The sequence below is a fragment of the Hallella mizrahii genome (assembly GCF_009695775.1).
GTDB lineage: Bacteria > Bacteroidota > Bacteroidia > Bacteroidales > Bacteroidaceae > Prevotella > Prevotella mizrahii.
This window is the reverse complement of the sequence record NZ_VUNG01000001.1, coordinates 68,987-92,892: the sequence shown is the minus strand read 5'-3', so window position 1 is coordinate 92,892 and position 23,906 is coordinate 68,987. Positions and strand designations below refer to the sequence as shown.

At 51.5% G+C, this 23,906-nt stretch carries 17 protein-coding genes; 10 read left to right on the top strand and 7 right to left on the bottom strand.

All coding sequences use genetic code 11. The features are described 5' to 3' along the window. Window positions 1-54: 54 nt before the first annotated feature. The 3 genes from FYJ73_RS00370 (at window position 55) to FYJ73_RS00360 (ending at window position 3,543) form a co-directional block, all read left to right on the top strand. A complete protein-coding gene (locus tag FYJ73_RS00370; RefSeq protein ID WP_154532464.1) occupies window positions 55-798 on the top strand; it encodes an HmuY family protein in 744 nt (247 codons plus the stop codon). Then, entirely contained in the window at window positions 795-2,744 is a 1,950-nt protein-coding gene (locus tag FYJ73_RS00365) for a TonB-dependent receptor plug domain-containing protein (RefSeq protein ID WP_154532462.1), read from the top strand. The genes FYJ73_RS00370 and FYJ73_RS00365 overlap by 4 nt, the downstream gene beginning before the upstream one ends. A gap of 184 nt (window positions 2,745-2,928) precedes the next feature. Then, window positions 2,929-3,543 (top strand): HAD-IA family hydrolase, encoded by a 615-nt coding sequence (locus tag FYJ73_RS00360; protein WP_154532460.1) that lies wholly within the window; start codon window positions 2,929-2,931, stop codon window positions 3,541-3,543. Window positions 3,544-3,554: 11 nt separating this feature from the next. On the opposite strand, the gene FYJ73_RS00355 is transcribed toward FYJ73_RS00360, so the two are convergent. The 4 genes from FYJ73_RS00355 to FYJ73_RS00340 form a co-directional block, all read right to left on the bottom strand. Then, a complete protein-coding gene (locus tag FYJ73_RS00355) occupies window positions 3,555-3,821 on the bottom strand; it encodes a hypothetical protein (protein ID WP_154532457.1) in 267 nt (88 codons plus the stop codon). A 222-nt stretch (window positions 3,822-4,043) separates the two neighbouring features. Further along, the gene (locus tag FYJ73_RS00350) at window positions 4,044-5,003 is read right to left on the bottom strand and encodes a metallophosphoesterase (RefSeq protein ID WP_154532455.1); all 960 of its coding nucleotides are present in this window, start codon (window positions 5,001-5,003) and stop codon (window positions 4,044-4,046) included. 44 nt (window positions 5,004-5,047) lie between these two features. Next, entirely contained in the window at window positions 5,048-6,442 is a 1,395-nt protein-coding gene (locus FYJ73_RS00345) for a hypothetical protein (RefSeq protein WP_154532453.1), read from the bottom strand. Window positions 6,443-6,577: 135 nt separating this feature from the next. Next, window positions 6,578-9,352, bottom strand: a complete 2,775-nt coding sequence (locus tag FYJ73_RS00340; protein ID WP_154532451.1) for a TonB-dependent receptor — start codon at window positions 9,350-9,352, stop codon at window positions 6,578-6,580. A 212-nt stretch (window positions 9,353-9,564) separates the two neighbouring features. On the opposite strand from FYJ73_RS00340, the gene dinB reads away from it, so the two are divergent. Beyond that, a complete protein-coding gene (gene dinB, locus FYJ73_RS00335; RefSeq protein ID WP_235899161.1) occupies window positions 9,565-10,662 on the top strand; it encodes a DNA polymerase IV in 1,098 nt (365 codons plus the stop codon). A gap of 47 nt (window positions 10,663-10,709) precedes the next feature. On the opposite strand, the gene FYJ73_RS00330 is transcribed toward dinB, so the two are convergent. Both FYJ73_RS00330 and FYJ73_RS00325 read right to left on the bottom strand, forming a co-directional pair. After that, a complete protein-coding gene (locus tag FYJ73_RS00330; RefSeq protein WP_154532449.1) occupies window positions 10,710-11,852 on the bottom strand; it encodes an N-acetyltransferase in 1,143 nt (380 codons plus the stop codon). 16 nt (window positions 11,853-11,868) lie between these two features. Further along, window positions 11,869-12,606, bottom strand: a complete 738-nt coding sequence (locus tag FYJ73_RS00325) for a nitroreductase family protein (protein WP_154532447.1) — start codon at window positions 12,604-12,606, stop codon at window positions 11,869-11,871. Window positions 12,607-12,803: 197 nt separating this feature from the next. On the opposite strand from FYJ73_RS00325, the gene FYJ73_RS00320 reads away from it, so the two are divergent. The 4 genes from FYJ73_RS00320 (at window position 12,804) to FYJ73_RS00305 (ending at window position 18,184) form a co-directional block, all read left to right on the top strand. Further along, a complete protein-coding gene (locus FYJ73_RS00320; protein ID WP_154532445.1) occupies window positions 12,804-15,386 on the top strand; it encodes an adenosylcobalamin-dependent ribonucleoside-diphosphate reductase in 2,583 nt (860 codons plus the stop codon). A gap of 20 nt (window positions 15,387-15,406) precedes the next feature. Then, window positions 15,407-15,778 (top strand): dihydroneopterin aldolase, encoded by a 372-nt coding sequence (folB, locus tag FYJ73_RS00315; protein ID WP_154532443.1) that lies wholly within the window; start codon window positions 15,407-15,409, stop codon window positions 15,776-15,778. A gap of 129 nt (window positions 15,779-15,907) precedes the next feature. Then, window positions 15,908-17,248, top strand: a complete 1,341-nt coding sequence (locus tag FYJ73_RS00310) for an N-acetylmuramoyl-L-alanine amidase family protein (RefSeq protein ID WP_154532441.1) — start codon at window positions 15,908-15,910, stop codon at window positions 17,246-17,248. Window positions 17,249-17,260: 12 nt separating this feature from the next. Next, on the top strand, window positions 17,261-18,184 hold the full coding sequence (locus tag FYJ73_RS00305; RefSeq protein ID WP_154532439.1) for an MlaD family protein: 924 nt from the start codon (window positions 17,261-17,263) through the stop codon (window positions 18,182-18,184). A gap of 67 nt (window positions 18,185-18,251) precedes the next feature. Here FYJ73_RS00305 and dnaA read toward each other — a convergent pair whose 3' ends face one another. Then, window positions 18,252-19,670 carry a chromosomal replication initiator protein DnaA gene (gene dnaA / locus FYJ73_RS00300; RefSeq protein WP_154532437.1) on the bottom strand — a complete coding sequence of 473 codons (1,419 nt, stop codon included), beginning with the start codon at window positions 19,668-19,670 and terminating at the stop codon, window positions 18,252-18,254. A gap of 453 nt (window positions 19,671-20,123) precedes the next feature. On the opposite strand from dnaA, the gene FYJ73_RS00295 reads away from it, so the two are divergent. Together FYJ73_RS00295 and FYJ73_RS00290 are read left to right on the top strand one after the other, a co-directional pair. Further along, window positions 20,124-22,541 carry an alpha-L-arabinofuranosidase C-terminal domain-containing protein gene (locus FYJ73_RS00295; protein WP_154532435.1) on the top strand — a complete coding sequence of 806 codons (2,418 nt, stop codon included), beginning with the start codon at window positions 20,124-20,126 and terminating at the stop codon, window positions 22,539-22,541. Window positions 22,542-22,845: 304 nt separating this feature from the next. Further along, window positions 22,846-23,637: a rhamnogalacturonan acetylesterase gene (locus FYJ73_RS00290; RefSeq protein ID WP_154532433.1), complete on the top strand. Its 792-nt coding sequence runs from the start codon at window positions 22,846-22,848 to the stop codon at window positions 23,635-23,637. Window positions 23,638-23,906: the final 269 nt, after the last annotated feature.

The following is a 23,906-nucleotide window of genomic DNA, read 5'->3' as shown; positions in this document are numbered from 1 at the left end:
GTGAACCACATCAACCGACTTTTAATATATTTCCTCGCAGGGTGCTTCCTTTCAATGGCGGCATCCTGCGAAGGTGTCTTTGATGGCATCTATGACGAAGGTGCGGGAAGCGATACCGAGGTGAAGGCAGGACAGCTTTATATCGACGCCACCAGTTGGAACGACTGGTACTATGTCGATCTCGACTCGCTCTTAGAACTGACTGATAAAGGTGATGTCGCAGCTTTGCAGCAAGCACAGACTAAGTTCACGCCGTGGCCTATCCCGCAGACCGAGAACGCCGACGCCGCCCGCGACAGTAGCGGCATGTACATCTACTGGTTCGACATCTTCGGCAAGGGTATGTCCTACTATGAGCGTCGCGGCTACAAGCCTACGGCTCCGCAGCCCGAGCCTGAGCACTGGACCTTTGCCGTGCACCGCGACAACGTACGCACCAACGGCGGCAGCGTCTTCGAGACCAGCTATACGTCGATGGAGGAACTGCCGGCATCAGCCTCATCCTTCGTCGACAAGACGTTTACAGCCGACACGTGGTCGGAGCGTGACGTGTGGGTAGACCGCACGGAGATGCTCAACTGCATCATGGGCAACCAGGGTATCAAGATCAATCAGGTGCTGTCCTCCTGGCTCGTCTTCAACATACCTCCCATCCCGCCCACTTATACGTTCAACAACCACGTGTTCATTTTACGCACGAAAGACGGGGAGTACTTCGCACTGCAATTAGCGAACTACACGGACAGTAAGGGCACCACGTGCTACCTGACCATCAATTATAGAAAAATAGCATTATGAGCCATACCTCCCTTTTCACGACGCTCGCCCTCGCTGCGCTCCCATTAGGCACCTTCGCTGTGGAGCCTGCCGACTCGTTGCTCACCGGCAACGACCTGGAGCAGGTCGTTGTCACCGGCACACGCTCTCCCAAACTGCTCATGGAGACGCCTGTGCTCACGCAGGTCATCAGCCACGCCGACATAGAGAAGGCCGATGCCACCAACCTCAAGGACTTGCTCCAACAGGTGATGCCGGGAGTGGAATTCTCCTTTGCTCAAAACCAGATGGTTCACCTCAATTTCTCGGGCTTCGGCGGACAGAGCGTGCTTATCCTCGTCGACGGTGAGCGTCTCGCGGGAGAGACAATGGACGACGTGGACTTCACGCGTTTGTCGATGGACAACGTAGACCACATCGAGATCGTCAAGGGTGCGGCTTCGGCACTCTATGGCAGCAATGCCAATGGCGGTGTTATCAATATCATCACTAAGCAGGCGGCAAAGAAACTCAACGCCTGCCTTGACGCGCGCCGGGCCAAACATAACGAGCAACGCTATGGACTGGCTCTGCAAGGTGGTAGCAGCCGGTGGAGCAATGCATTCAACATGACCCATACCACTCAGGACAACTATGACGTGCACAGTGACGACGGTGCCGTGGCACGTACCGTCACCACCATCTTCGGTGACCATACTTGGAACTTTGCCGACAAAGCTCTCTGGCAACCGTCGGACAGGCTGAAACTTACGGGGCGCGCAGGCTATTTCTTCCGCCAGGTGAAACGCAGTGAAGAGTCGCCCGAACGCTATCGTGACTTCAGCGCCGGTGGTAAGGCTCTTTGGACATTGTCTGACAATGATGTCCTGGAAGGCTCCTACAGCTTCGACCAATATGATAAGTCGACATGGCTGAAGAGTCAGAAGATCGACACGCGCAACTATAGCAATGTGCAGAATAGCGTGCGGTTGCTCTATAACCACACCTTCGGCGACAATGTGCTTACTGCAGGGGCCGACTACCTTTATGACTATCTCAGTAATAACAAACTCGATGCCGTACACCGCCAGCAGAGTGCTGACGTCTTCGCACAACTTGACTGGAAGCTCAACAGACGATGGGAATTTGTGGGTGCGCTGCGCTATGACTATTTCTCGGATCATCATATCCAGCGTCTCACACCGAAGCTCAGTGTACGCCATACGCCTGTCGACCATCTCAACGTGCGCTTCGGCTATGGCATGGGCTTCCGTGCGCCTACGCTGAAAGAGAAATACTACGATTTCGATATGATAGGTATCTGGACGATCACCGGCAATCCATTGCTCAAGCCTGAGGTGAGCCATAACTTCAATCTCAGTGTGGAATATGTCAAGGGCAACTATGGCTTTGTGGTGGCAGGATACTGCAACCGTGTGACCAATAAGATTACGTCGGGAAATCCTTATTACGCGAGTGCTACGGAGACTATGCCCCGGCTGCCCTATGTCAACATCGACCGGCTGTATGTGGCCGGTTTTGAGGCCACGGCGCGTGCGCGGTGGAGTTGTGGCGTTGATGCCCGGCTGTCCTATGCCTTTGTCGATGAGCAGGCAGGGCACAAGGATGGACAGAAGCTTGCCAGTCCGTATCTCCCTGCTCGCAAGCATACTCTGACGGCACATGCCGACTGGACTCATCGCTTCTCTACGCTGTTGGATGGAATGGTGGCTCTTGACGGTCGCTTCCTGTCAGGTATCGACAACCAAGAGTTTAAAAACTATTATAAGGTGGAAGAAGGAACCATTACAGTGCATTATCCGGCTTATACGCTGTGGAAGTTATCGGCACAAATGAGCATCGGCAAACATCTGAAGTTAATATTTGCCGTCGACAACCTGCTGAACTATCGTCCAAAATACTACTATCTCAACAGTCCGGTTGTTGATGGCACGAATATGATGGCGGGGTGCAAGATCAGACTATAAGCCTCACCCCCATACCCCTCTCCAAGGGAGAGGGGAGTAAAATGTATGGCGGGTGACACGTTTGCAGGCTTTAGCGGAAGGTATGGGGTTGAGGAAGTCCTAACTACTCTTGTCGGTAATATTGAAGAGATTATTTGCCGTTTGGATATTTTTCGCTATCTTTGTGGGAAAATAAGCTAAAGCAATGATAGAGAACATCGTTTTTGACTATGGTGGCGTGCTGGTGCAGTACGACTTTGTGGCTTTCTTCGGCAAGTTGTTGGGAAGTCGGGAACGAGGACAGTGGTTCATGGACCACGTGCTGCCGGAAGAGGTAGGCGCTGCCATGGACCGGGAATTGCATTCTTTCGACTATTATATCCGTCAACAGCAGGAGCGATGGCCAGAGTACGCCGATACGCTCAGCTATTTCGACAGTCACTACACCGATGTCTTCACCGTGGAGACACCCGGTATCCGCGACCTCATCCAACTCTTGAAAGATCGTGGCTTCCACGTTTATGGACTGAGCAACTGGTCGAGCAAGCTGAGTGAGGTGAAAGAGAAATATAGTGTCTTCGGCCTTATCACCGACGAGTTGGTGTCCAAGGATGTGCATTTGCTCAAGCCAGATCCGGCCATCTACTGGGCTTTCCTTGATAAGTTCCACCTCAAGGCAGATACATGTCTGTTTCTTGACGATAAGAAAGAGAACATAGAAGGTTGCCGGCAGGTAGGGATGCAGGGCATCCGCTTTGACCGGGAGCATCCTGAGAAGACCATTTGCGAGATAAAGAAGTTGTTGGGATTGGACGAGTAGTCACTTAGGCCTTAATAGTATCTCTTTGCTATGCTCTTGATGACGTTGAGATTGGGCACTGTGGCGCCTTTGGCGTTACAGGTGAGCAGCATCTCGGGAGCGTAGAAGTCACAGCCACGGCAGTTGTCGGGACTGTCGAAAACGTTGCAGGCCAGTTCGCGCTGCACGGCGAGTAAAGCATTGGCGGGATAGAAGGCACGATGGCGGATATAAGCCCAAACGAGCTCGGTAAGGTCATGGATGTAGCTCTTGATGTCCTTGTTGATTCTGATGTTCATTTTCATGTTCATTCCTTTCTGTTAGAGGTTGTCTTTGCATCACTGTGGTATTAAGCCCTTGGGCTTTTCTTATAGAATGCAATGCAAAGATAGGATTTTCGTGGCTATATGTAGTCGTTAGTAGCGATAGTTTAACGATGTTTGCCGTTCTATAGGCAATTTATGTTATAACGGCGGGGAATAGGTTAATTTTGACAATCCCCGCCGTTATAGCAGTTCGGTCTATTTCGTCTTCTTGATGGGCAGCTGATAGAGAATCTTTCCGTCCTTATTGATCGCGGAGAGCGTCAGTTGTCGTTTGTCGGCACTGATGACGGTGAATCCTGTGGATGGATCGCACCACTGAGTACCGTCGGTGGGCTGTACGGAGCGGGAGAGAGCCGCTGCGGAGTTGACCCAATAAGCGATGGGATCGTTCGGCTTCTTGATGTATTGGAAGTTGTGGATATGACCGCAGCCATAGACAGCCACGTTGTTGTGGCGTCGGAGCACGGGCAGGAGATATTTTTGCATGTCGGCGCGTTCCACATCCTTCTTTGGCGTTTGGGCGTAGATAGGATGGTGGCCCACACAGATGACCCAATCCTCATGGGCAGCCGTCAGCGTACTGTCGAGCCAGGCCAGTTCGCGTTCGCGGTCCTGCTTGTGAGCGTCGGGGTAGGTGGTGCTGTCGTTGCGGTAGCAGTCCATGAGCGGTGTGGTATCGATAAAGACAATTCGCAGTTTGCAGTCCTTGCCGCTGAACACCTTGGAATAGTAGCGCGCGGGCATGGCCCAACGGCGGCTGACCTTGGCATAGTCGAGCACGGCCTGCGTGTTGCCACGATATTCATGGTTGCCGAGCACAGGATACCAGAAACACATGAGCTCCGGGTTGGAATATACCAGCTCGTAGTTGGTCATCCATAGTGGGTCACTGGTGCTTTGCACGCCATTGAAGTGGTGGATGTCACCTACGGCGATGACGGCCTCCGGGTCTACCGAGAGTGCCATGCGGCCCATGAGTTCGGCGATGGTTTTTTGATCGTAGTAACCATTGCGTCCCATGTCGTTGACCCAGTAGAGGCTGACGTCGGCTTTCAGCTTTTTCCACTCGGCTGGTGTCTGCGCACAGGAAGGGAGAATGACGGCTACGGTGAGCAGAAGTGTTGCAAAGAGTGAATGGAATATAGTTTTTCTCATGATGATGTCGTTTTAGATGCTATAGAAGCTATAGATAATGGTTGCTATTTCGTACCGAAGGCACCAAAGAACGCGCTGGCCATAGGTGCTGTGAAATAATAGTTCTGGTCATTGTCGCTGTCGACCCATTTCACCTTCTTCATGCCGAAGAACGGCAGGCCGGTGACAAAGTTGCGGGCTACAGAAGAGGTTGCTCCGCTGAGAGCCACGGCATCAGCCTTAAGATGGAAGTCCCAGCCGCTGTTCCATGCGAGCGGTGCTCCTTTGGCCACGTCATCGCTCTCACAGTTGATGTTCATCTTGTCGCTTTGCGCAAAGTTGACGAAGAGCTTGGAGAGGTCCTCGGGTGAGGTGCTTACTTTATTGTTATCGTCCCATACAATCATGCTGTAGTCTTTTGCTTGCTGTTTCACAACATCGTCTGTGGAAGCGAAGAGGCAGTTGGGAGCCAGGATGCTGTTGTCGATGTCGCCACCATCTTTCTGAGGTTGCCGGATCCCGTATCGGTTGTCGACCATGAGGTTGTTGACAAAGACGGGAGCGATACCCTTTTCGAGCCACACGTTGCCACCCTTCTTGTTTTTCGTGCGTCGCCATCCGCAATCTACGATTGTGTTGTTATAGATGACGAGTTTCGAGGCGAAGTTCTTCTCCACACCGCCATCAGAGAGTTTGAAGGCATTGGTGCATGCGTTGTAGATGAGGTTAAAGGCTACGTCGAGTGTGCATCCCGATTTCACGTTGACGGCCTCGCCGCCATCATTGCTATTGCCACTGTCGGCAAAGGTGCATCCTGTGATGACACCTTTTCCACCGGTGAAATATGTCTGGTCGTTGTAGTTGTCGTGGAGATAGCAGCCGATCATGGCAAAGCGGCCATTGGTGTTGCAGAAGTGGAAGGCTGGCACGCCGCCGTCGATGGTGGTCTTGAAGAGTTTGTTTTGGAATGACATGGAGCTCTCGGTAGGCGTGGCACCACAGTCAGCAAGCTCTACGTGGCTGAGCACAACTTCGCTGCAGTTATACCCGCAGATGATGCCACCCCAGTCGTTGGGCTTCCCGGTGTCGGAAGTGATCACAACGGGCTTATCTGCAGTACCCATAGCATAGAGATTGCCGAGAGCAACAATCTCAATGGGGTGCTTGTCTTCTTCCTGCGAATCGTGGCTGACGGTAACGTGGACGCCGGGCTCTATATAGAGTGATGTACCTTCGGGAACTTTAAACGAGGTGACCAGTGTTGTGTCGTGGCTCCACACGATAGAACCTGTGGGGTAGGAGGCCAAGGCTGTCTTCACAGTGTTCTCATCACCGGTGTTGATGGTGATGGTGTCGGTTTTAGCGGCGTAGTCGTAGGGGTTGATATTCTCGTTCTCGCAGGAGGTGAGTCCGAAAGCAAGTGCCGTGACAAGAAGTCCGGCGGTAAACATATAATTCATAATGTTAAATGTTGAGTTGTCTTAATTCTTAATATTGAGTGTTGAGTGATGAATATTCACTTATTACGTTCCTGATAATCTCGTCTCTTGTCGGTAATTATGCTCCCTCCCTTGGAGGAGGGATAAGGTGAGGACTTACATAGTGTATCTCACGCCTACGAGGAATGTGCGTCCATAGCGGTAGGAACCAACGATGGTACGGTCGGAAGGTTGGCCGGGAATGGTGGTGTTGAACTCATTGGTAGTCTTCAAGTAGCGCTCTCGTTTGGCGTTGAGCAGGTTGTTGGCTTTAAGGAAGATGGCCAAACCGTTTTTGAATCGTTTCTCACCGCTGAGGTCGAGGGTGAAGAAGTGACGTTCCCATTCGTCGGAGTCTAGATAAGGTGAGACGAGTACGAGTCGTGTACCGGTGTAGGAGGCTGCAAGCTGACCGTTCCAACCGTGGTTGGTATCCTTATATAATAAGGAGACATTGGCGGTGTGCGGTGCCTGGTTGACGAGCGGGCGTGTCTGGTCGACGGTCTCAAGTTGGTTCTTGCCTAAGAAGTGCCGTTTGGGCGTGGTGATGGCGGAATGGGTATAGGTGTAGTTGCCCTTCAGGCCGAAGTGGCGGATATACTTCACTACATCGAATTCCAAGCCGTAGTTTTTGGCATTACCGAGATTCTGGGGCATGTAGTAGCTGGCGTTGGTCTGCCGCTGATCTACCTCAAAGCTTGTTTCGATAGGGTCTTTGAGATATTTATAGAACACGCCAAAGAGAATCTGCTCGTTCTGAGAAGGGAACCACTCCCACCGTAGGTCGAGGTTGTCGATGCGTGCGCGTTTCAAGAGAGGGTTTCCTTTTTCGGTATAGTCCTCACCGTCGAGTTGGTAGGGCACGAGCTCGTAGAATCCCGGTCGGTTGATGCTTTTGTAATAGTTGAAGCGCAGGTTCATCTCCTTGTTGATCTTCCAACGCAAGGCAGCGGAGGGAAGATAGTCCCAATAGCTTTGCTCGCCGAGAGAACCGGTAGTCTCAAAACGTTGCAGCATGGTGTAGATTTGATTGGTATGCTCAGCGCGGAATCCGGCGATGAGTTCACCGAGTTTTGAGGACAGCGTCACCATAGCGTATGCAGCACCGATGCGCTCCTTGGAGTTGTAGTTGAGCTGAGAGGCTTGAGAGCGTGGTGTCTTGCAAGTCCAGTCGATGCCATCGAAGTCACTCATGCTGTTGTCATCAAGCGACTCGTCATTGTTGATGGGGCTGAAGATATAGGAATAGAAGCGGTTGTTGCGCTTCTTGTTGCGGTACATGCCACCGGCTTTCCACACAGCTTTGACATCGTGCTTAAAGGGTGTCTCCCATGTCAGGTTGAGGTAGCCCGTCCAGTCTTTGTCGTCGTTGTGCTGGAAACGGCGTTCCTGCGAAGCGGGATAGGTCTTGGATACCTTGCCGTCGGTCACGGAGTTGCTGAGTGTGGTATAGACACGGTCTGGGTCTTTCTCTCGTGCGTCGGCAAAGAGTCCGGCCCAGTCAACGGTAAAACGTTTCGTCAGATGGTGCGTGCTTTTGAGCGTGGTGGCGAAGATCGTCTGTGTCTGCGTCATAGTTCTAAGCTCGTCGGATCGTGTCCAGTTACCGGCGTCGAGGTCGAAGCCATAGTCTGTGATGATACTCTTGCTGTACCGTGTGTTGTCTTCCCGGCGTTGCACGAGCATATTGTACCATTCAATCTTATGGTTGCCAAGGTTGAGATCAACCTTGCCATGAAGTCCGAGATTGAGGTCATGGATGGAGTAGAGGCGCTTCTTGATGGAAGAGATATACTCTGTCTCATCACCGTTTGCCATCACCTCCTTGTTCAAGTCACGCTCGGTGCCGCGATAGGTGTTTTGGAGATTTCCGGCAATGAGCAGTCCGAGTCGTTTCTGCCAGAAGCGGTCGCCGACAGAGATGCCGGCATTGATGTTGGGCATAGGCATGGAGTGGCTGGTCACCTGCGAGCCTCCGTTTTTGAAATCTTTAGCGGTTGCGTCGTAGGTGCTGCCATATCGCTCGTAAGGAGCTTTGGAAGTAGTGTTGCTGCGTTTGGCACTGAGATAGTCATAGCTGATGTTGCCAAACGGTGTTACGTTCTTGTCACCCTGCCAGAAGAAGTCGTTGGCACCGACGGCAGCATTGGCTTGAAGCCGAAACTCGCCCGGTGCGTCCTTCATGTTCATGTCAATGACACCACCGGCAGCGTCACCCTCCATATCGGCGGTGAGCGATTTGGCTACGACGAGACGGTCCATGAGGTCGGAGGGGAATAGGTTCAACGGAACATAACGGTTCTTGTCGTCGGGACTCGGGATCTTCACGCCGTTGACCAGCGTGTAGTTGTAGCGTTTGTCCATGCCCCTCATAATTGCGTAGGAGGCCTCGCCACCGGCATCCTGCTGCATGGTGACGCCGGAGACGCGCTGTAAGACACTGGCCACGTTGACGTCGGGTGAGAGCTGGATAGTCTGTGCGCTCATCACATTGAGAACCTGCGGAGAGTTCTTTACCATGCTCACGGCACTCACATCGGTGCGGTTGCTTTTGAAGCCTTTGACCACTACTTCATTCAGTTCATGTGTGTCGGGCTCCAACTCAATCTTGAGGTGACTGGCATTGGCCATGTCGATGGTGACCTCCTTTGGCTTGTAGCCGATATAGTTCACTACGAGGGTGATGGTGCCCTGGTCGGGCAGGTTCTTCAATGTGAAGGAACCGTCCAGGCCAGTTGTTGTCATGTTATCCTGGTTACTTTTTACCTGGACCACGGAGCCGATGAGTGTCTCGCCCGTCTTCTTGTCTTTGACCACGCCATCAATGGGACCGGCTAGACAAGCGGGGAGGAAGGAAGCACTCAGCGCCACCGTCAGAATAAGTTTTTTCATACTTGAATGGAGATGATATTTTTATTCGACGGCAAAGGTAGATATTACATATTGCAATACCGTTACATACATGATAACATGGAATGACAAGTAAGGAAAAGGGAATAAATGGTATTAGAAAACAGACGTAGAGAAAAAGGCAGAAGAAAGGACGATAGGTTAAAAGCATCAATTCGCTTGCTGATGTGCGGAAAAGGTACTAACTTTGTCTGATGATGAGCAATGAACTTAATCTACGAAAGATCATCCATGTCGACATGGATGCCTTCTTTGCCAGCGTGGAGCAAAGAGACCACCCGGAGTGGCGTGGCAAGCCGCTGGCTGTCGGGCATGACAGTACAAGAGGTGTGGTGGCCACGGCGAGCTATGAGGCACGCAAATATGGCGTACACTCCGCAATGTCTATCCAGGTGGCCAAGCGTCAGTGTCCCGATCTCATCATTGCTCCGGGACGCTATGAGGTCTACCGCGAGGTCTCGGCATCTATCCATCGCATCTTTCACGATTACACCGACTTGGTTGAGCCTATCTCGCTTGATGAGGCTTTCCTTGATGTCACGCATAATAAAAAGAATATGGACTTGGCAGTGGACATCGCCAAGGAAATCAAGCAGCGTATCCATGAGGAAACGGGACTGACGGCCTCGGCTGGTGTGTCGTACAATAAGTTTCTGGCTAAGATAGCGTCGGACTATCGTAAGCCCGACGGACTCTTTGTCATCCATCCCGACCGGGCACTGGACTTCATAGCCACGCTTCCCGTTGAGGATTTTTGGGGCGTGGGCAGCAAAACGGCCGAGCGCATGCACAGTCTTGGAATCTATAATGGTGCGCAGCTACGTAGCATTTCATTGGGTTATCTTCTTCATACTTTTGGTAAGGCGGGACGGGCTTTCTATGATTTCGCCCGTGGCATTGACGAACGGCCAGTAGTCTCAGAGCGCATCCGTAAGTCAGTGGGCTGTGAGCACACGTTCTCACAAGACATTTGTCTGAAGTCTGCGGTGATCATCGAATTGTACCATGTGACGTTGGAGCTTGTCGAGCGGCTGCAATCGTCTCAATTCAGAGGACACACGCTTACGCTGAAAGTCAAGTACGGTGACTTTACCACCATTTCGCGCAGCATCACACAGGCAAAGGTCTTGCGTACCAAAGACGATATCCTGCCGTTAGCCAAGAAACTGATGAGCCGTGTGGACTACGATGCTAACCATCCTATCCGCCTGATCGGTCTCGCTGTCGTCAATCCCCATGCGGGTGAGTATCGCGAGAAGGACCGATGGATAGAATTGGACATCGACTTCTAGGGACATCGTTACTTTCGTGCTGATCCCATTGGAAGCAAAAGACAGCATTACAGTTTGCGTATGTAGGCTCTGTGTCTGCGATGTTGCTCGGCTTCGAGATATTGCCACTGGTCAAGCACGCCATGGTTGGTCTCCATCTGTGGCATGGCTTCCGCCCATTTGAAGCCATAGCGTCGGTACCAGCTGATGAGGTCGTTGAAGATAAGAGCGTTGGCACCTTTCATTCGGTATTCGGGCAGCACGGCAATGAGCAGCAGGTCGACGGTATCGGTCTTGTGCCATTTCATCACCCTCAGCAGCTGCCACCAGCCCATTGGTAAGAGACGGCCGTCGCGGGTATGCTGCAAGGCACGGGAAAAAGAGGGAAACGACACGCCGAAGCCCACCATGCGGTCGTCGTTGTTGGCGTCGACCACGCAGGTGACCAGGTTGAGGTCGGCACGACGGATGTAGTCATTGACCAAACGCGAGATCTGGTCGTCGGAAAGATGAGAAAAACCGTAGAGACCATCGTAGGTGCGGTTGACGATGTCGAAGAGCTCCTTGCCTTTGCCGCGCTTTACAAAGTCAAGAACACCGTATTTTCGCACCTGCAGGTTGTAGCGTTTCTGCACCAACTCTGCCGTAAGCGCAAACTTTCGGGGTGTCACCTCCGGCACCTTTATCCTGCATTCCACCCAGTCGTTGTCCTTGCGGAAGCCGAGCTGCTCCATGAAACGGGGGTAGTACTCGTTATTATAATTAATATATAAGGTAGAGAGACGGTCAAAGCCTTCGACCAACATGCCCTCACGATCCATGTCCTCAAAGCCAAAGGGACCGCCGATGCAGTCCATACCCTTGTCTTTTCCCCATTGAGCAACGGTGTCGACCAAAGCCCGGCACACGTCGATGTCATCGATGAAGTCGAACCAGCCAAAACGTACCATGCGCTTGTTCCACCGCTCGTTTGCCCTGTGGTTGATCATGGCAGCCACTCGCCCCACTACCTTTCCATCGTGATAAGCCAAAAAATAATCGGCTTCACAAAATTCAAACGCTGGGTTTTTGTCCTTGCGCAATGTCTTCAACTCTTCACCATACAGATAAGGTACGGCGCAAGGGTTGTCGCGGTAGAGATCATAAAAGAATTGAATAAAAGCCTTCAACTCTCTCAGTGTCTCTACCTTTTTTATTTCAATATTGTTCATCTCTTCTACAAATGGTTTACATGAAACCTTGATGGTGCAATGCTTTCTTTAATTCCTCGCTCATGGCTTTGCAGTCCTTGGCAGTATAGCGTATGTCGGTGAATACTTGCGCCAGTGTATCGGTGTGGTTGATCTCCACAAAGTGCTTGTTCTCCGGCAGATTTTCCTTCGGACCATAGATGTCGTCAATCTGCTGCGGCGTGTAGTCGTGATAAACCTCTTCGTGGACGATGCCGTTAAGAGGCAAGCGGTCGCTCTGTGCCGGATCCTCATCGGGCCAGCCCAACGTAATAGTTGCAATGGGGAATACCAAAGGCGGCAACTCTAACAGATCGATGATCGCTTGTGGTTGGTAGATGGTCGTACCCAAGAAACAAGTGCCCAGTCCGGCTTCTTCGGCCAGATTGCAGAATGTCTGGCAATAGAGCAGAGCGTCGGTGGCGGCGTTGACAAAGCTCAGCAAATTGTCGTAGCCGGGATGTCCTTTGCGCTGCTCGCCCCAAAGCGTCGTGCGGCGATAGTCAGCGCAGAACGTCAGTACCACGGGTGCTCCCGTCACCATCGGTTGGGCAAAATGCGCGGGAGCCAATCGCTTCTTCATCTTTGGATCGCGTGTGATGACGACGCTGTAGAGTTGCAGGTTGCCCATTGTGGGCGTATGCTCAGCCTGTTCCAAAAGACGGCGCAACAGTTGCTCGTCCACCTCTTTATCTTGGTACTTCCTTATACTTCTACGATGTATTAAGCTTTCCATTTCTTGTTCAATTTAGTAATTGCAAAGATAGAGAAAATTTCCAAAAGGGAAAAGTTTTCTCCTAAATATCTTTAGAAAGTTGATAGAATATGAGAAAACTTTTGTAGTTTTGCAGTCTACATTTAAAAGCAAATAATTCATCAACACAATCATGCAGCCCCCAGTCCGAAAGGATTGATATAAGGGGTTATCAACCAATGGAAAACAAACAGACATACACTTACGAAGAGGCTTACGAGGCCTCTTTGCAGTACTTCGGCGGCGACGAGTTGGCGGCACGTGTGTGGGTCAACAAGTACGCTATGAAGGACAGCTTCGGCAATATCTTTGAGAAAAGCCCGGAGCAGATGCACTGGCGTATTGCCAACGAGATTGCGCGCATCGAGAAGAAGTATCCTAATCCGCTCTCTGCCCAACAAGTCTTCGACGTGCTCGATCACTTCCGCTACATCGTGCCGGCAGGTAGCCCGATGACGGGTATCGGCAATGATCACCAGGTAGCATCACTGAGCAACTGTTTTGTCATCGGTCTTGATGGCAATGCTGACAGCTATGGTGCTATTATGAAAATCGACGAGGAGCAGGTGCAACTGATGAAGCGTCGTGGCGGTGTAGGCCATGACATGAGTCAGATTCGCCCGAAAGGCAGCCCCGTGAACAACTCCGCACTGACCTCTACCGGCTTGGTGCCATTCATGGAGCGCTACAGCAACTCCACACGTGAGGTGGCTCAGGACGGCCGGCGTGGTGCGCTCATGCTCAGCGTGAGCATCAAGCATCCCGACTCTGAGGCTTTCATCGATGCTAAGATGACAGAGGGAAAAGTCACCGGTGCCAATGTCAGCGTGCGCATTGACGACGCATTCATGCAGGCTGCCGTAGACGACAAGCCCTACACTCAGCAGTTCCCAATCGACAGCGATCAACCGATGGTAAGCAAGGAGATCTCTGCCCGCAAGCTGTGGGAGAAGATCGTGCACAACGCATGGAAGAGTGCTGAGCCCGGTGTGCTGTTTTGGGACACAATCATCCGTGAGAGCATTCCCGATTGCTATGCCGACTTGGGTTTCAAGACGGTGAGCACCAATCCTTGTGGCGAGATCCCTCTCTGCCCTTACGACAGTTGTCGTCTGCTGAGCATCAATCTCTACAGCTATGTCGAGCATCCTTTCACCAAGGAGGCTAAGTTCGACTTCGAAAAGTTCAGCCGTCACGTACAACTCGCGCAGCGCATCATGGACGACATCGTGGACTTGGAGATGGAGAAGATCGACAAGATCATGGACAAGATCCGTCGTGATCCTCAGAGCGAGGACGTGAAACATACAGAGTATCATCTTTGGGAGAAGATCAAGGAAAAGAGCGGCAAGGGCCGCCGTACAGGTGTCGGCATCACCGCCGAGGGCGATATGCTGGCAGCCATGGGTTTACGCTATGGCACACAGGAGGCTACAGACTTTGCCGTGAGCGTACATCGTGATCTGGCCATCAATGCTTATCGTTCTTCTGTGAAGATGGCTGAGGAGCGTGGCGCGTTCAGCATCTATGACGCAGACCGAGAGAAGAACAATCCGTTTATCCTTCGCTTGAAGGACGCCGATCCTCAGCTATATGAGGATATGGTGAAGCATGGCCGCCGCAACATCGCCTGCCTGACAATCGCTCCAACAGGTACTACTTCGCTGATGACGCAGACCACGAGTGGTATCGAGCCCGTGTTCATGCCCGTCTACAAGCGTCGCCGCAAGGTCAATCCCAATGATGCTGACGTACATGTGGACTTTGTCGATGAAGTGGGCGACTCCTTTGAAGAGTACATCGTCTACCATCGCAAGTTCCTTGAATGGATGAAAATCAACGGCATTGACACCGAAAAGAAATATACGCAGGAAGAGATTGACGAGCTTGTCGCCCGTTCTCCTTATTATAAAGCTACCGCCAACGACGTGGACTGGCTGATGAAGGTGCGCATGCAGGGCGCTATTCAGAAGTGGGTGGATCACAGCATCTCTGTGACGGTCAACCTGCCTAACAATGTCGACGAGGCTCTCGTCAACAAACTCTATGTCGAGGCTTGGCGCTCAGGCTGCAAGGGCTGTACCATCTACCGCGACGGCAGCCGCTCGGGTGTGATGATTGCCGTGTCGAAGAAAGACAAGAAAGAAAAGAAAGACGCCGACCATAAGGAGTCACCGGAGCCTGTTACCGCACCCTCGATTCCCCGTCCCTCTGTGCAGGAGGTCCGTCCGAAGGAGCTCGACTGTGATGTGGTCCGCTTCCAAAACAACCGTGAGAAGTGGGTGGCCTTTGTGGGGTTGCTCGACGGCTATCCTTATGAGATCTTTACCGGTCTCCAGGATGACGATGAGGGCATTGTGCTGCCGAAGAGTGTCACCAAGGGTAAGATCATCAAGCAGACCAATCCTGACGGCTCCCACCGCTATGACTTCCAATTCGAGAACAAGCGCGGCTACAAGACCACGGTGGAAGGATTGAGCGAGAAATTCAATCCAGAGTATTGGAACTATGCCAAGTTGATCTCCGGCGTGCTGCGCTACCGTATGCCTATCGACCATGTCATTAAACTCGTCGGCTCTTTGCAACTTAAGGACGAAAGCATCAACACATGGAAAAACGGTGTGGAGCGTGCACTAAAGAAGTATATTACCGACGGTACCAAGGCTGTAGGCCAGAAGTGCCCGGTCTGCGGTCAGGAGACTCTTGTCTATCAGGAGGGTTGCCTCATCTGTACCAACTGCGGTGCCAGCCGCTGTGGATAATCACGCTATAGGTTTGACGTATGAAATGCGAATCAAGCTATATTCTCTTACGCTCCCTGCGTTTCCATGCCTTTCACGGTGTGGAGGCGCAGGAGCGTCTTGTTGGTAACGACTATGAAATCAGCCTCAGGCTGAAGGCTGATGTGAGTCGTGCCGTCGAAAGCGACAAGGTGACGGACACCATCAACTATGCCGAGGTGTATCAGTTGGTGAACAAGACGATGTCTGAGCCTGTAGATCTCGTGGAGCATCTTGCCGGAGTGGTTGGTGAAAGACTGTTTCAACGATGGCCTCAGATAGAGGCGATAGATATTCAAGTCGTCAAGCTCAATCCTCCCATGGGTGCTGATTGTCAGGGCGCGGGCGTAGAACTGCATCTGACCAAACTGTAAGTGTTTACATCATTAATAAATAATAAAACTCATTGCTACTTTTCAGTTTCCTAATGTAAAATCCGTAACTTTGCATTAAGTTGATACAAGTTTACGCTTGTTGGTGCTGCAAAGGAAAGAATCATTGATATGTTGAAAAGGATACTTCTTATAATTCCTCTCTTCTTCTTTTTCGCGCTTGTGGCTACAAGTGCTGCCTCTCGCTTTACGCTTGTCGTTGATGCTGGTCATGGCGGCAACGACTTCGGTGCTCCCGGTGCGGTATCCAATGAAAAAGACCTGACACTGAAATATGCCCTGGCTTTTGGCCGCTTTGTGGAGAGCCATTGCCCCGACGTGCGTGTCATCTACACGCGCAAGACCGATGTCTTCATCCCGCTTCATGAGCGTGCCGACATTGCCAACCGCAACAAAGCCGACCTCTTCATCTCCATCCACATCAATGCCGTGGATGGCTCACATACGGCGCACGGCTTCCAAAGCTATACCCTTGGCCGAGGGGAACGCTCCGGTGACCGTGGCATCCGTGAGAATCTCGATGTGGCAAAGCGTGAGAACTCTGTGATCTTCCTTGAGAAAGATTACCAAAAGAAATACAGTGGACTGGACATGAACTCGGCAGAAGGCGACATCATGTTTGAGTTTATCGCTGACAACAACCGCCAGCGCAGTGTGGAGCTTTCACGGCTGATGCAGCACAGCGTCTGCCAGGCTACGGGAAGGCAGGACGGTGGCTCGCATCAAAACAATCTTGCGGTGCTCCGGCTCACCTCCATGCCTGCCATTCTCTTGGAGTTGGGTTTCATCTCTACACCCGACGAGGAGCAGTTTATGAATTCCGACTCTGCTGTGGATCTCTATACCAAGGGCATCTATAATGCTTTCATCACCTATAAGAATAAGTACGATACACAGTCGGCACTGCCTTATCAGAATAATGTGATCGAGGTCAGCGCACCGGTCAACGACAAAACTGATGATGACAAAGCCGTAATCGACGATCGCAGAAACAGCGTTGCGGCAAAGACCACTGTACGGGAAAGTGCAAATAGAAGGAAGGGAAACAATGATGCTCAACAGAAACGTGAGCTTACGGCTGCGAATACTTCAAACACAAAGACTGAAAAAGTTGTCAAAGCAGCCAAGCAACCGAGACAGGGCAATGACAAAACAGTCGGTCAGCAGGCAAAGCATGCTCCGGTGTTTAAGATTCAGATACTCCAAGGCTCCTACAAGTTGCCAAGCAACGACCGGCAGTTTAAGGAACTCACAGGGGTCGAGCGGATGGAGGATGGAGGCAAATGGAAATACTTCTATGGCTCCAATACCGACTACAATACCGTCAACCGCTTGCGCAGGGAAATCCTGGACAAGTTTCCCGGCGCATTCATCGTAGCCTATAAAGACGGCAAGCAGATGGATGTCAATGAAGCGATCAAAGAGTTCCTCTCAAATAAACGAAAGAAATAAAAACATACGCACATGAAGTTTTTCACCAATGAAGTCAAGATTGCCCTTGTGGCCATCGTAGGTATTGCGCTGCTGTTCTTCGGCATGAATTTCCTGAAAGGCATGTCGGTGTTCTCCAGTGACAAATCCTACTATATCAAGTTTAAGGACATCAGCGGCTTGTCACGCTCCAACCCTATCTACGCCGATGGCTACCAAGTGGGTGTGGTGAAGGATATCAACTACGACTATGACGGCAATGGTGACATCGTCGTGAAGTTTGACGTGGACAACGACCTTCGCATTCCCAAGGGCTCTTCCGCCGAGATCGTCAGCGATTTGATGGGCAATGTGAAGATGAACCTGCTCTTGGCCAACAATCCCCGCGAACGTGTGGAGCCGGGCGACACGATTCAAGGGCAGATCAACGAGGGTATGTTGGGCTCTGTGCGTACGATGTTGCCGGCTGTGAAGCAGCTCATTCCGAAGATAGACAGCATCCTCACCAGTGTCAACGCTCTGCTTGCCGATCCTGCCCTGGCCCATTCGCTTCACAACGTGGAGGTGATCACAAACAATCTCAACACCACATCGCGCAATCTCAACACGCTGATGGCTCAGGTCAACGGCCGCGTGCCAGGTATGATGAACAAAGCCGACTATGCTTTGGACAAAGCGGGAACTACACTCGACAATACTTCGCGCCTGACTGCTAATCTGGCATCTATCGATGTTGCCAATACGATGGCTAAAGTCGATCAGACACTTGCCAACGTGCAGGAGGTGACGGCCAAATTGAATGGTAAGGAGGGTACGCTCGGACTGCTGATGAACGATGACAAGCTCTATCACCGATTGAACAATACGGTGGGCAGTGCCGATTCGCTTCTGACTGACCTGAAAGCTCACCCAAAGCGCTACGTTCATTTCTCGCTCTTCGGTAAGAAAGATAAATAAAGGAAGGCATAAAGGAAGATATAAAAAATGCGTCACCAAATCTTTTGGTGACGCATTTTTTTATTTGCTATTCTGCAGTGTCTTTCAGTTTGAATGAATTCTCAATACTTACGATTTCAGCCTGAAATGCACGATCCACCTGTAAGCGCTTCTCCACTTGTGCACAGCTGTGGATCACAGTGGAGTGGTCGCGGTTGCCGACGAGCTTGCCGATGCGGCTGGCAGGCATCTTGGTGTATTTCTGAGCAAGATACATCGATACTTGACGGGCCATCACATAGTCGCGCTTGCGGCTCTTCGAGCTCACTTGCGCCTGCGTGACATTGTAGTGGTTGCACACCTTCTCCATGATGTCGTCGATAGTGAGCGGACGGTCGTCGATCTTGATAGCACGCTTGATGACACGCTCAGCCAGCTGCATGTTGATGTCGCTGTTATAAACGATGGAGTAGGCCATCAGCGAGTTGACCACACCTTGCAGGTCTCGTACGCTGCCACTGGCCGTCTGTGCGATGAAAGCAATGACATCGTCGGGAATCTTCAGTCCGTCGCGGCAGATCTTGCTGCGCAAGATGTCGATGCACAACTGGCGGTTGGGCTTCTCTAATGGTGCGATGACACCACAGGAAAAACGGGTGAGTAGTCGGTCGGGCATACCCTTGAGGTCTACAGGCGGACGGTCGGAAGCCAGTATGATGCGCTTGCCGTTTTTGAACAAGTGGTTGAAGATGTGGAAGAAAGTGTCCTGCGTCTTCGGCGAGTTGATCCATTCCTGAATGTCGTCGACGATCAGCATGTCGATCGTCTGATAAAAAGCGATGAAGTCATTGAGATGGTTCTGAATGACCGCATTGGAGAACTGTACCTGGAAGAGGCGGGCACTGATATACAGCACACGTTTCTGTGGGTAGAGATGCTTGGTATGCACGCCAATAGCGTTGACGAGATGGGTTTTTCCGCAGCCCGATGGACCATAGATAAACATCGGGTTGAACTGTAAGGTGTTGGGATGCTCGGCAATAGAGAGCCCCACGGCACGTGGCAACTTGTTGCTTTCTCCCTCGATATAATTGCCGAAAGTCAGATGCGGGTTGAGTTGCGGGTCGAGTTGAGGCATGGCAGCGTCGAGCATCGTCGGCGGCTGGTTGGCGCGTGTCTTGGGTTGTGGCTTGGGCAGCGCGTCGGTGGGATCAGCCTCGATATTCTGCGTGAGGTTGTGCTCCTTGTCTGTGACGACCTGATAAAACAGTTTGGTGCCAGTGCCAAAGCAGTGGTACATCACCTTACAAAGCAGGTCGATGAAGTTTTCCTCCAGATATTCATATACGAACGGACTCGGTACAGCCACCTGCACCGTCTTGGTTTCTTCGTCATACCGTACAAAGTCGATAGGCTTAAACCATGTATTATATATCTGCTCCGTGACGTTCTCGCGTATCAGCGCAAGACTCCTGTCCCAACGAGCATCAGGACCTGCTTTCTTCATGAAATGTTTGTTTCAGCGGTTATATCTGAAAAGGATCATGCCTTATTTAAACAATAGTGCGGCGAGCGTGGTAAGATCTCACTCTCTGAGCACCGCTGTCGCCTATCTTTTGCAAAGTTAGAAAACTTTTCGCAAACGTGCAAATGAAGTCCTTTCTTCATGCCTAAATGAAGCAAATCCATAAGTGATTGAAACATACTGAGTTAATATTATAGGCTTTTTGTTGTGAAACATCATTGTAGCATCACGCATGTAGGTAAGAATGAACGCTTTTCATCTGCTGTATTCCTTTGTGAAACATCATTCGATACGATTTAAACTTAATTAAGGTTTTGCATTCTCAGCATTCGTCTGCTTCCCTTTGTTAATCTTTGTATAAGCTCTTGCGTTTTCAAAATAAAAGTGTAATTTTGCCAATAACTAATTTTGTATCACTCATATCCTAAACAAAACATGCATTACAAGCAACTACTTTTCACTACTGCTTTGCTGTCTGCCATGCAGGCATCAGCGCAAATCACCGTCAATGTCAATACGGCGCAGAAGGGGCACGAGGTGTCGCCCGAGCTTTATGGCATCTTTTATGAGGACATCAACCATGCTGCCGACGGTGGCCTTTATGCCGAGCTTGTGCGCAACCGCTCCTTTGAGGACAACACAAAGGCGGCAGAGCACTGGGCCACCGTCGGGCAGTCTGCCCTGCAGCTTACCGCCAAGGGACTGCTCAACGCCAAGCAGCATCAGGCTCTGCTGGTGACCTTCCGACAAGCCGGTGACGGTATCTCTAACGAGGGCTTTTGGGGCATTCCTGTCGTACAGGGCCGTTGCTATCGTCTCTCCTTTTGGGCTAAGGGTAAGCTCAAGGGACAGCTGCGTGCTGTGCTGACAGATGCTACGGGTAAGCACGCATTTGCATCTGCCTCCTTTGCCGGCAAGAGCTTCGGTAATAAGTGGACACGCTATGAAGCCGAACTGGTTGCCGACGGCAACGACAGCAGGGGACAACTGCAATTCCTGGCTGACGGCAAGGGACAACTAACTTTCGACGTAGTTTCACTCTTCCCGCCTGCCTTCCGCAACCGTCAGAATGGCCTGCGCCCAGAGTTGGCCGGTATGCTCTATGACCTCCATCCTAAGTTCCTGCGTTTCCCCGGCGGTTGTTTCGTCGAGGGACAGGATAGTCCTGACAATGCTTTTCGCTGGGAACGTACCATCGGTCCTGTGGAGCAACGTGAAGGCCACTGGAATGTCAACTGGGGTTATCGTACTACCGACGGACTGGGTTTCGACGAATATCTGCAGCTTGCCGAGGATTTGCATGCCAAACCGCTCTATGTTGTCAACGTGGGTATCTGGCATGGCGGCTATACACCGCTCGATTCCATTCAGCCTTGGATCGACGAGACGATGAATGCGTTGGAGTATGCCAACGGCCCCGTGACAAGTAAGTATGGCGCCCTGCGTGCCAAGAACGGACATCCCGAGCCCTATAACATCCAATATTTGGAAATCGGAAACGAGAACAACCAGCCTGACCAGCGTCAGCAGAGCGACCACTACTACGAGCGTTTCAAGCTCTTCCGCGATGCTGTGCTGAAGAAATATCCCGATATGCACATCATCGGCAACGTGGCTGCATGGGGCACTGACGAGCCGAAGTGGGAGTCAAAGGAGCAGACCGAGCTTGTCGACGAGCACTACTATCGTTCTCCGGCGTGGTTTGCCGAGCACTTCCATCACTATGATAACTACGACCGTCGTGGCCCGAAAGTCTATGTCGGCGAGTATGCCGTGACGCAAGGCTTCGGTCAGGTGGGTGACTTGAATGCCGCTTTGGGCGAGGCCGTGTTTATGATGGGTATGGAAAACAATTCCGACATCGTGCGTATGGCCAGCTACGCGCCCATCTTCGCCAATGTCAACGAGACGCGTTGGCGCCCTGATATGATCCAGTACGACGCCACCCGTGTGCTCGGCACTCCTTCTTATTATGTACAGAAGATGATGGCCGACAACGTAGGCACGCGCACCGTGTCGACAACGCTGACGAATCCCTATCAGATCGCTGAGGCCCAGCAGCAGGTCAAACCGCAGGTCTGCCGTGTCGGTGTGGGCACGTGGGCTACGCAAGCCAGTTTTGCCCAGCCATCGCTTTCAGCCGGTGACGGCAAGGTGGAGCAGGTTGGTGGTAAGGTAGACATCCGTGGCACGTGGCAGCAGGCCAATGGCATTGTCAGTCAGCAGTCTGCTTCCGAGGGCGCACTGCGTCTGAATCCTCAGCGTACCGACGGCAACGAATACACCTATCACGTGCGTGCCCGTAAGGATGGCGGCGCCGAGGGCTTCCTCGTTGTGTTCAACTATGTAGACCCCGATAACTATTGCTGGCTGAACATTGGAGGCTGGGGCAATACGCAGAATGCTATCGAGCAAGTTGTCAATGGCAGTAAGTCGCAGCTCGTCACGGCAGCCGGAAAGGTGGAGACCGGACGTTGGTACGACGTGGATTTGCATGTCAAGGGCGACAGCATCTATGCTTCGCTCGACGGCAAGCAGCTCTTTGCCACACAACTCAAGCCCAGTACTTTTGCGGGACTCTTCCAGAATGCGACCTATGACGAGGCTACGGGCGAGTATATCGTGAAACTTGTCAACACGCATTCTCAGGCTACCACAGCCCGAATCGCGCTTGCCGGTCTGCATCCGACCAAGGCGCGTCTCATCCGTCTGTCTGCTCCGAAAGGTACAGACGAAAACACGCTCGACACACCGACACGCATTGTGCCGATGACTTCGACGCTGAGTCCTGACGGAGACGGCGTGAGCCTGGAATTGCCGGCAAATTCACTCAACATCGTAAGAATCAAATAGAAGTAGAAGACTTTCACTAACTCCCTTTAAAAGGGGGAGAGAAGAGCCTCACCCCCGCGCCCCTCTCCAAAGGAGAGGGGTGTAGTTACTTGGTTAAACAGTAATTTGTCTTGTTTCGGACTTCGTGTCCTTTGGGTATTGATGAATGATAGGGGCAGATAAAGTGATTCTAGGTAAAGTCACTATATATGGCAATCTCAATGCCTGCCTTTGTATGAATTTACCCTCTTTCTGAACGATTTTTATGATTTTACTATTAGATATTTCGTACTTTTGCAATTATAATATTTAATAGTAAAAGCAAATGAACAATCAAAGACCTGAACATTGGTATCGGCCTCAAACTGTCGCAAAGGCTGTACCTTTCTTTTTGTTATTATTGACATTGGTTCTCGGATCCTTTGACTCTGCTACACCGGTAATCTACATCATCGGTGACTCTACGGCAGCGAACAAAGACACCACCGAGGGTCGCATCGAGCGTGGCTGGGGCATGTTCCTGCATGAATATCTCGACGATGGTGTGCGGGTAGAGGACCATGCTGTCAACGGTCGCTCCTCGCGCAGCTTCTATACTGAGGGCCGTTGGAAGAAAGTTATCGACAAAGTGAAGCCCGGTGATTACGTGATCATTCAGTTCGGCCACAACGACGAGAAGCCAGAACCGGATCGACATACTGACGTGGGGACCACTTTCGATGCCCATCTTGCGCAGTATGTCATCGAGACAAAGGCCAAGGGGGCCACTCCCGTGCTGATGAGTCCCGTGGTGCGCCGTAACTTTCAAGGCGACAGCCTCGTCGACACGCACGGAGCTTATCGCTTGGTGGCGGAGAAGGTAGCACGGCAGTATGGTGCCGTCTATGTCGATGCCAACGCCATTACCCACGACATCGAGCAGCGGCTTGGGCCTGACGGCACGATCCGTCTGCACATGTGGGTGGAGCCCGGCAAATACAGTTGGGCTAAGGATGGTCGCAAAGATGACACTCATTATAATATATGTGGTGCTCACGTTGTGGCGGAAGCCCTCGCCAAAGCATTGGGTGATGCTGTTCCCGCATTGAAAAGCCACGTACGTGTGAATAAGAAGTAATCAAGAATGATCGCATCGCATAACTATGAACAATCGCTTCCCTTTCAAACCTCTTGTCTTTGTTTTCTTTTATCCAGAACTATATAATATACGGTGATTAGGAATATTGTTTATCAGAGGCTGTGTGCGACTATCTTATTACACCTTTTTAATCTGATATTAATCTTTTTTGCACCATGTCTTTCCGTTGTCATCTGTGAATGGAGTATCTTTGCAGCCGACATGTAGAAGGCACGGCATCTTGCCGTGCAAGGAGGTGCGGCGGGGAC

What these genes read in the sequence shown, in the direction of transcription:
- FYJ73_RS00370 (WP_154532464.1), top strand. Translation starts at nt 55, where the DNA reads ATGGCGGCATCCTGCGAAGGTGTCTTTGATGGCATCTATGACGAAGGT.
- FYJ73_RS00365 (WP_154532462.1), top strand. Translation starts at nt 795, where the DNA reads ATGAGCCATACCTCCCTTTTCACGACGCTCGCCCTCGCTGCGCTCCCA.
- FYJ73_RS00360 (WP_154532460.1), top strand. Translation starts at nt 2,929, where the DNA reads ATGATAGAGAACATCGTTTTTGACTATGGTGGCGTGCTGGTGCAGTAC.
- FYJ73_RS00355 (WP_154532457.1), bottom strand. Translation starts at nt 3,821, where the DNA reads ATGAACATCAGAATCAACAAGGACATCAAGAGCTACATCCATGACCTT.
- FYJ73_RS00350 (WP_154532455.1), bottom strand. Translation starts at nt 5,003, where the DNA reads ATGAGAAAAACTATATTCCATTCACTCTTTGCAACACTTCTGCTCACC.
- FYJ73_RS00345 (WP_154532453.1), bottom strand. Translation starts at nt 6,442, where the DNA reads ATGAATTATATGTTTACCGCCGGACTTCTTGTCACGGCACTTGCTTTC.
- FYJ73_RS00340 (WP_154532451.1), bottom strand. Translation starts at nt 9,352, where the DNA reads ATGAAAAAACTTATTCTGACGGTGGCGCTGAGTGCTTCCTTCCTCCCC.
- dinB (WP_235899161.1), top strand. Translation starts at nt 9,565, where the DNA reads ATGATGAGCAATGAACTTAATCTACGAAAGATCATCCATGTCGACATG.
- FYJ73_RS00330 (WP_154532449.1), bottom strand. Translation starts at nt 11,852, where the DNA reads ATGAACAATATTGAAATAAAAAAGGTAGAGACACTGAGAGAGTTGAAG.
- FYJ73_RS00325 (WP_154532447.1), bottom strand. Translation starts at nt 12,606, where the DNA reads ATGGAAAGCTTAATACATCGTAGAAGTATAAGGAAGTACCAAGATAAA.
- FYJ73_RS00320 (WP_154532445.1), top strand. Translation starts at nt 12,804, where the DNA reads ATGGAAAACAAACAGACATACACTTACGAAGAGGCTTACGAGGCCTCT.
- folB (WP_154532443.1), top strand. Translation starts at nt 15,407, where the DNA reads ATGAAATGCGAATCAAGCTATATTCTCTTACGCTCCCTGCGTTTCCAT.
- FYJ73_RS00310 (WP_154532441.1), top strand. Translation starts at nt 15,908, where the DNA reads ATGTTGAAAAGGATACTTCTTATAATTCCTCTCTTCTTCTTTTTCGCG.
- FYJ73_RS00305 (WP_154532439.1), top strand. Translation starts at nt 17,261, where the DNA reads ATGAAGTTTTTCACCAATGAAGTCAAGATTGCCCTTGTGGCCATCGTA.
- dnaA (WP_154532437.1), bottom strand. Translation starts at nt 19,670, where the DNA reads ATGAAGAAAGCAGGTCCTGATGCTCGTTGGGACAGGAGTCTTGCGCTG.
- FYJ73_RS00295 (WP_154532435.1), top strand. Translation starts at nt 20,124, where the DNA reads ATGCATTACAAGCAACTACTTTTCACTACTGCTTTGCTGTCTGCCATG.
- FYJ73_RS00290 (WP_154532433.1), top strand. Translation starts at nt 22,846, where the DNA reads ATGAACAATCAAAGACCTGAACATTGGTATCGGCCTCAAACTGTCGCA.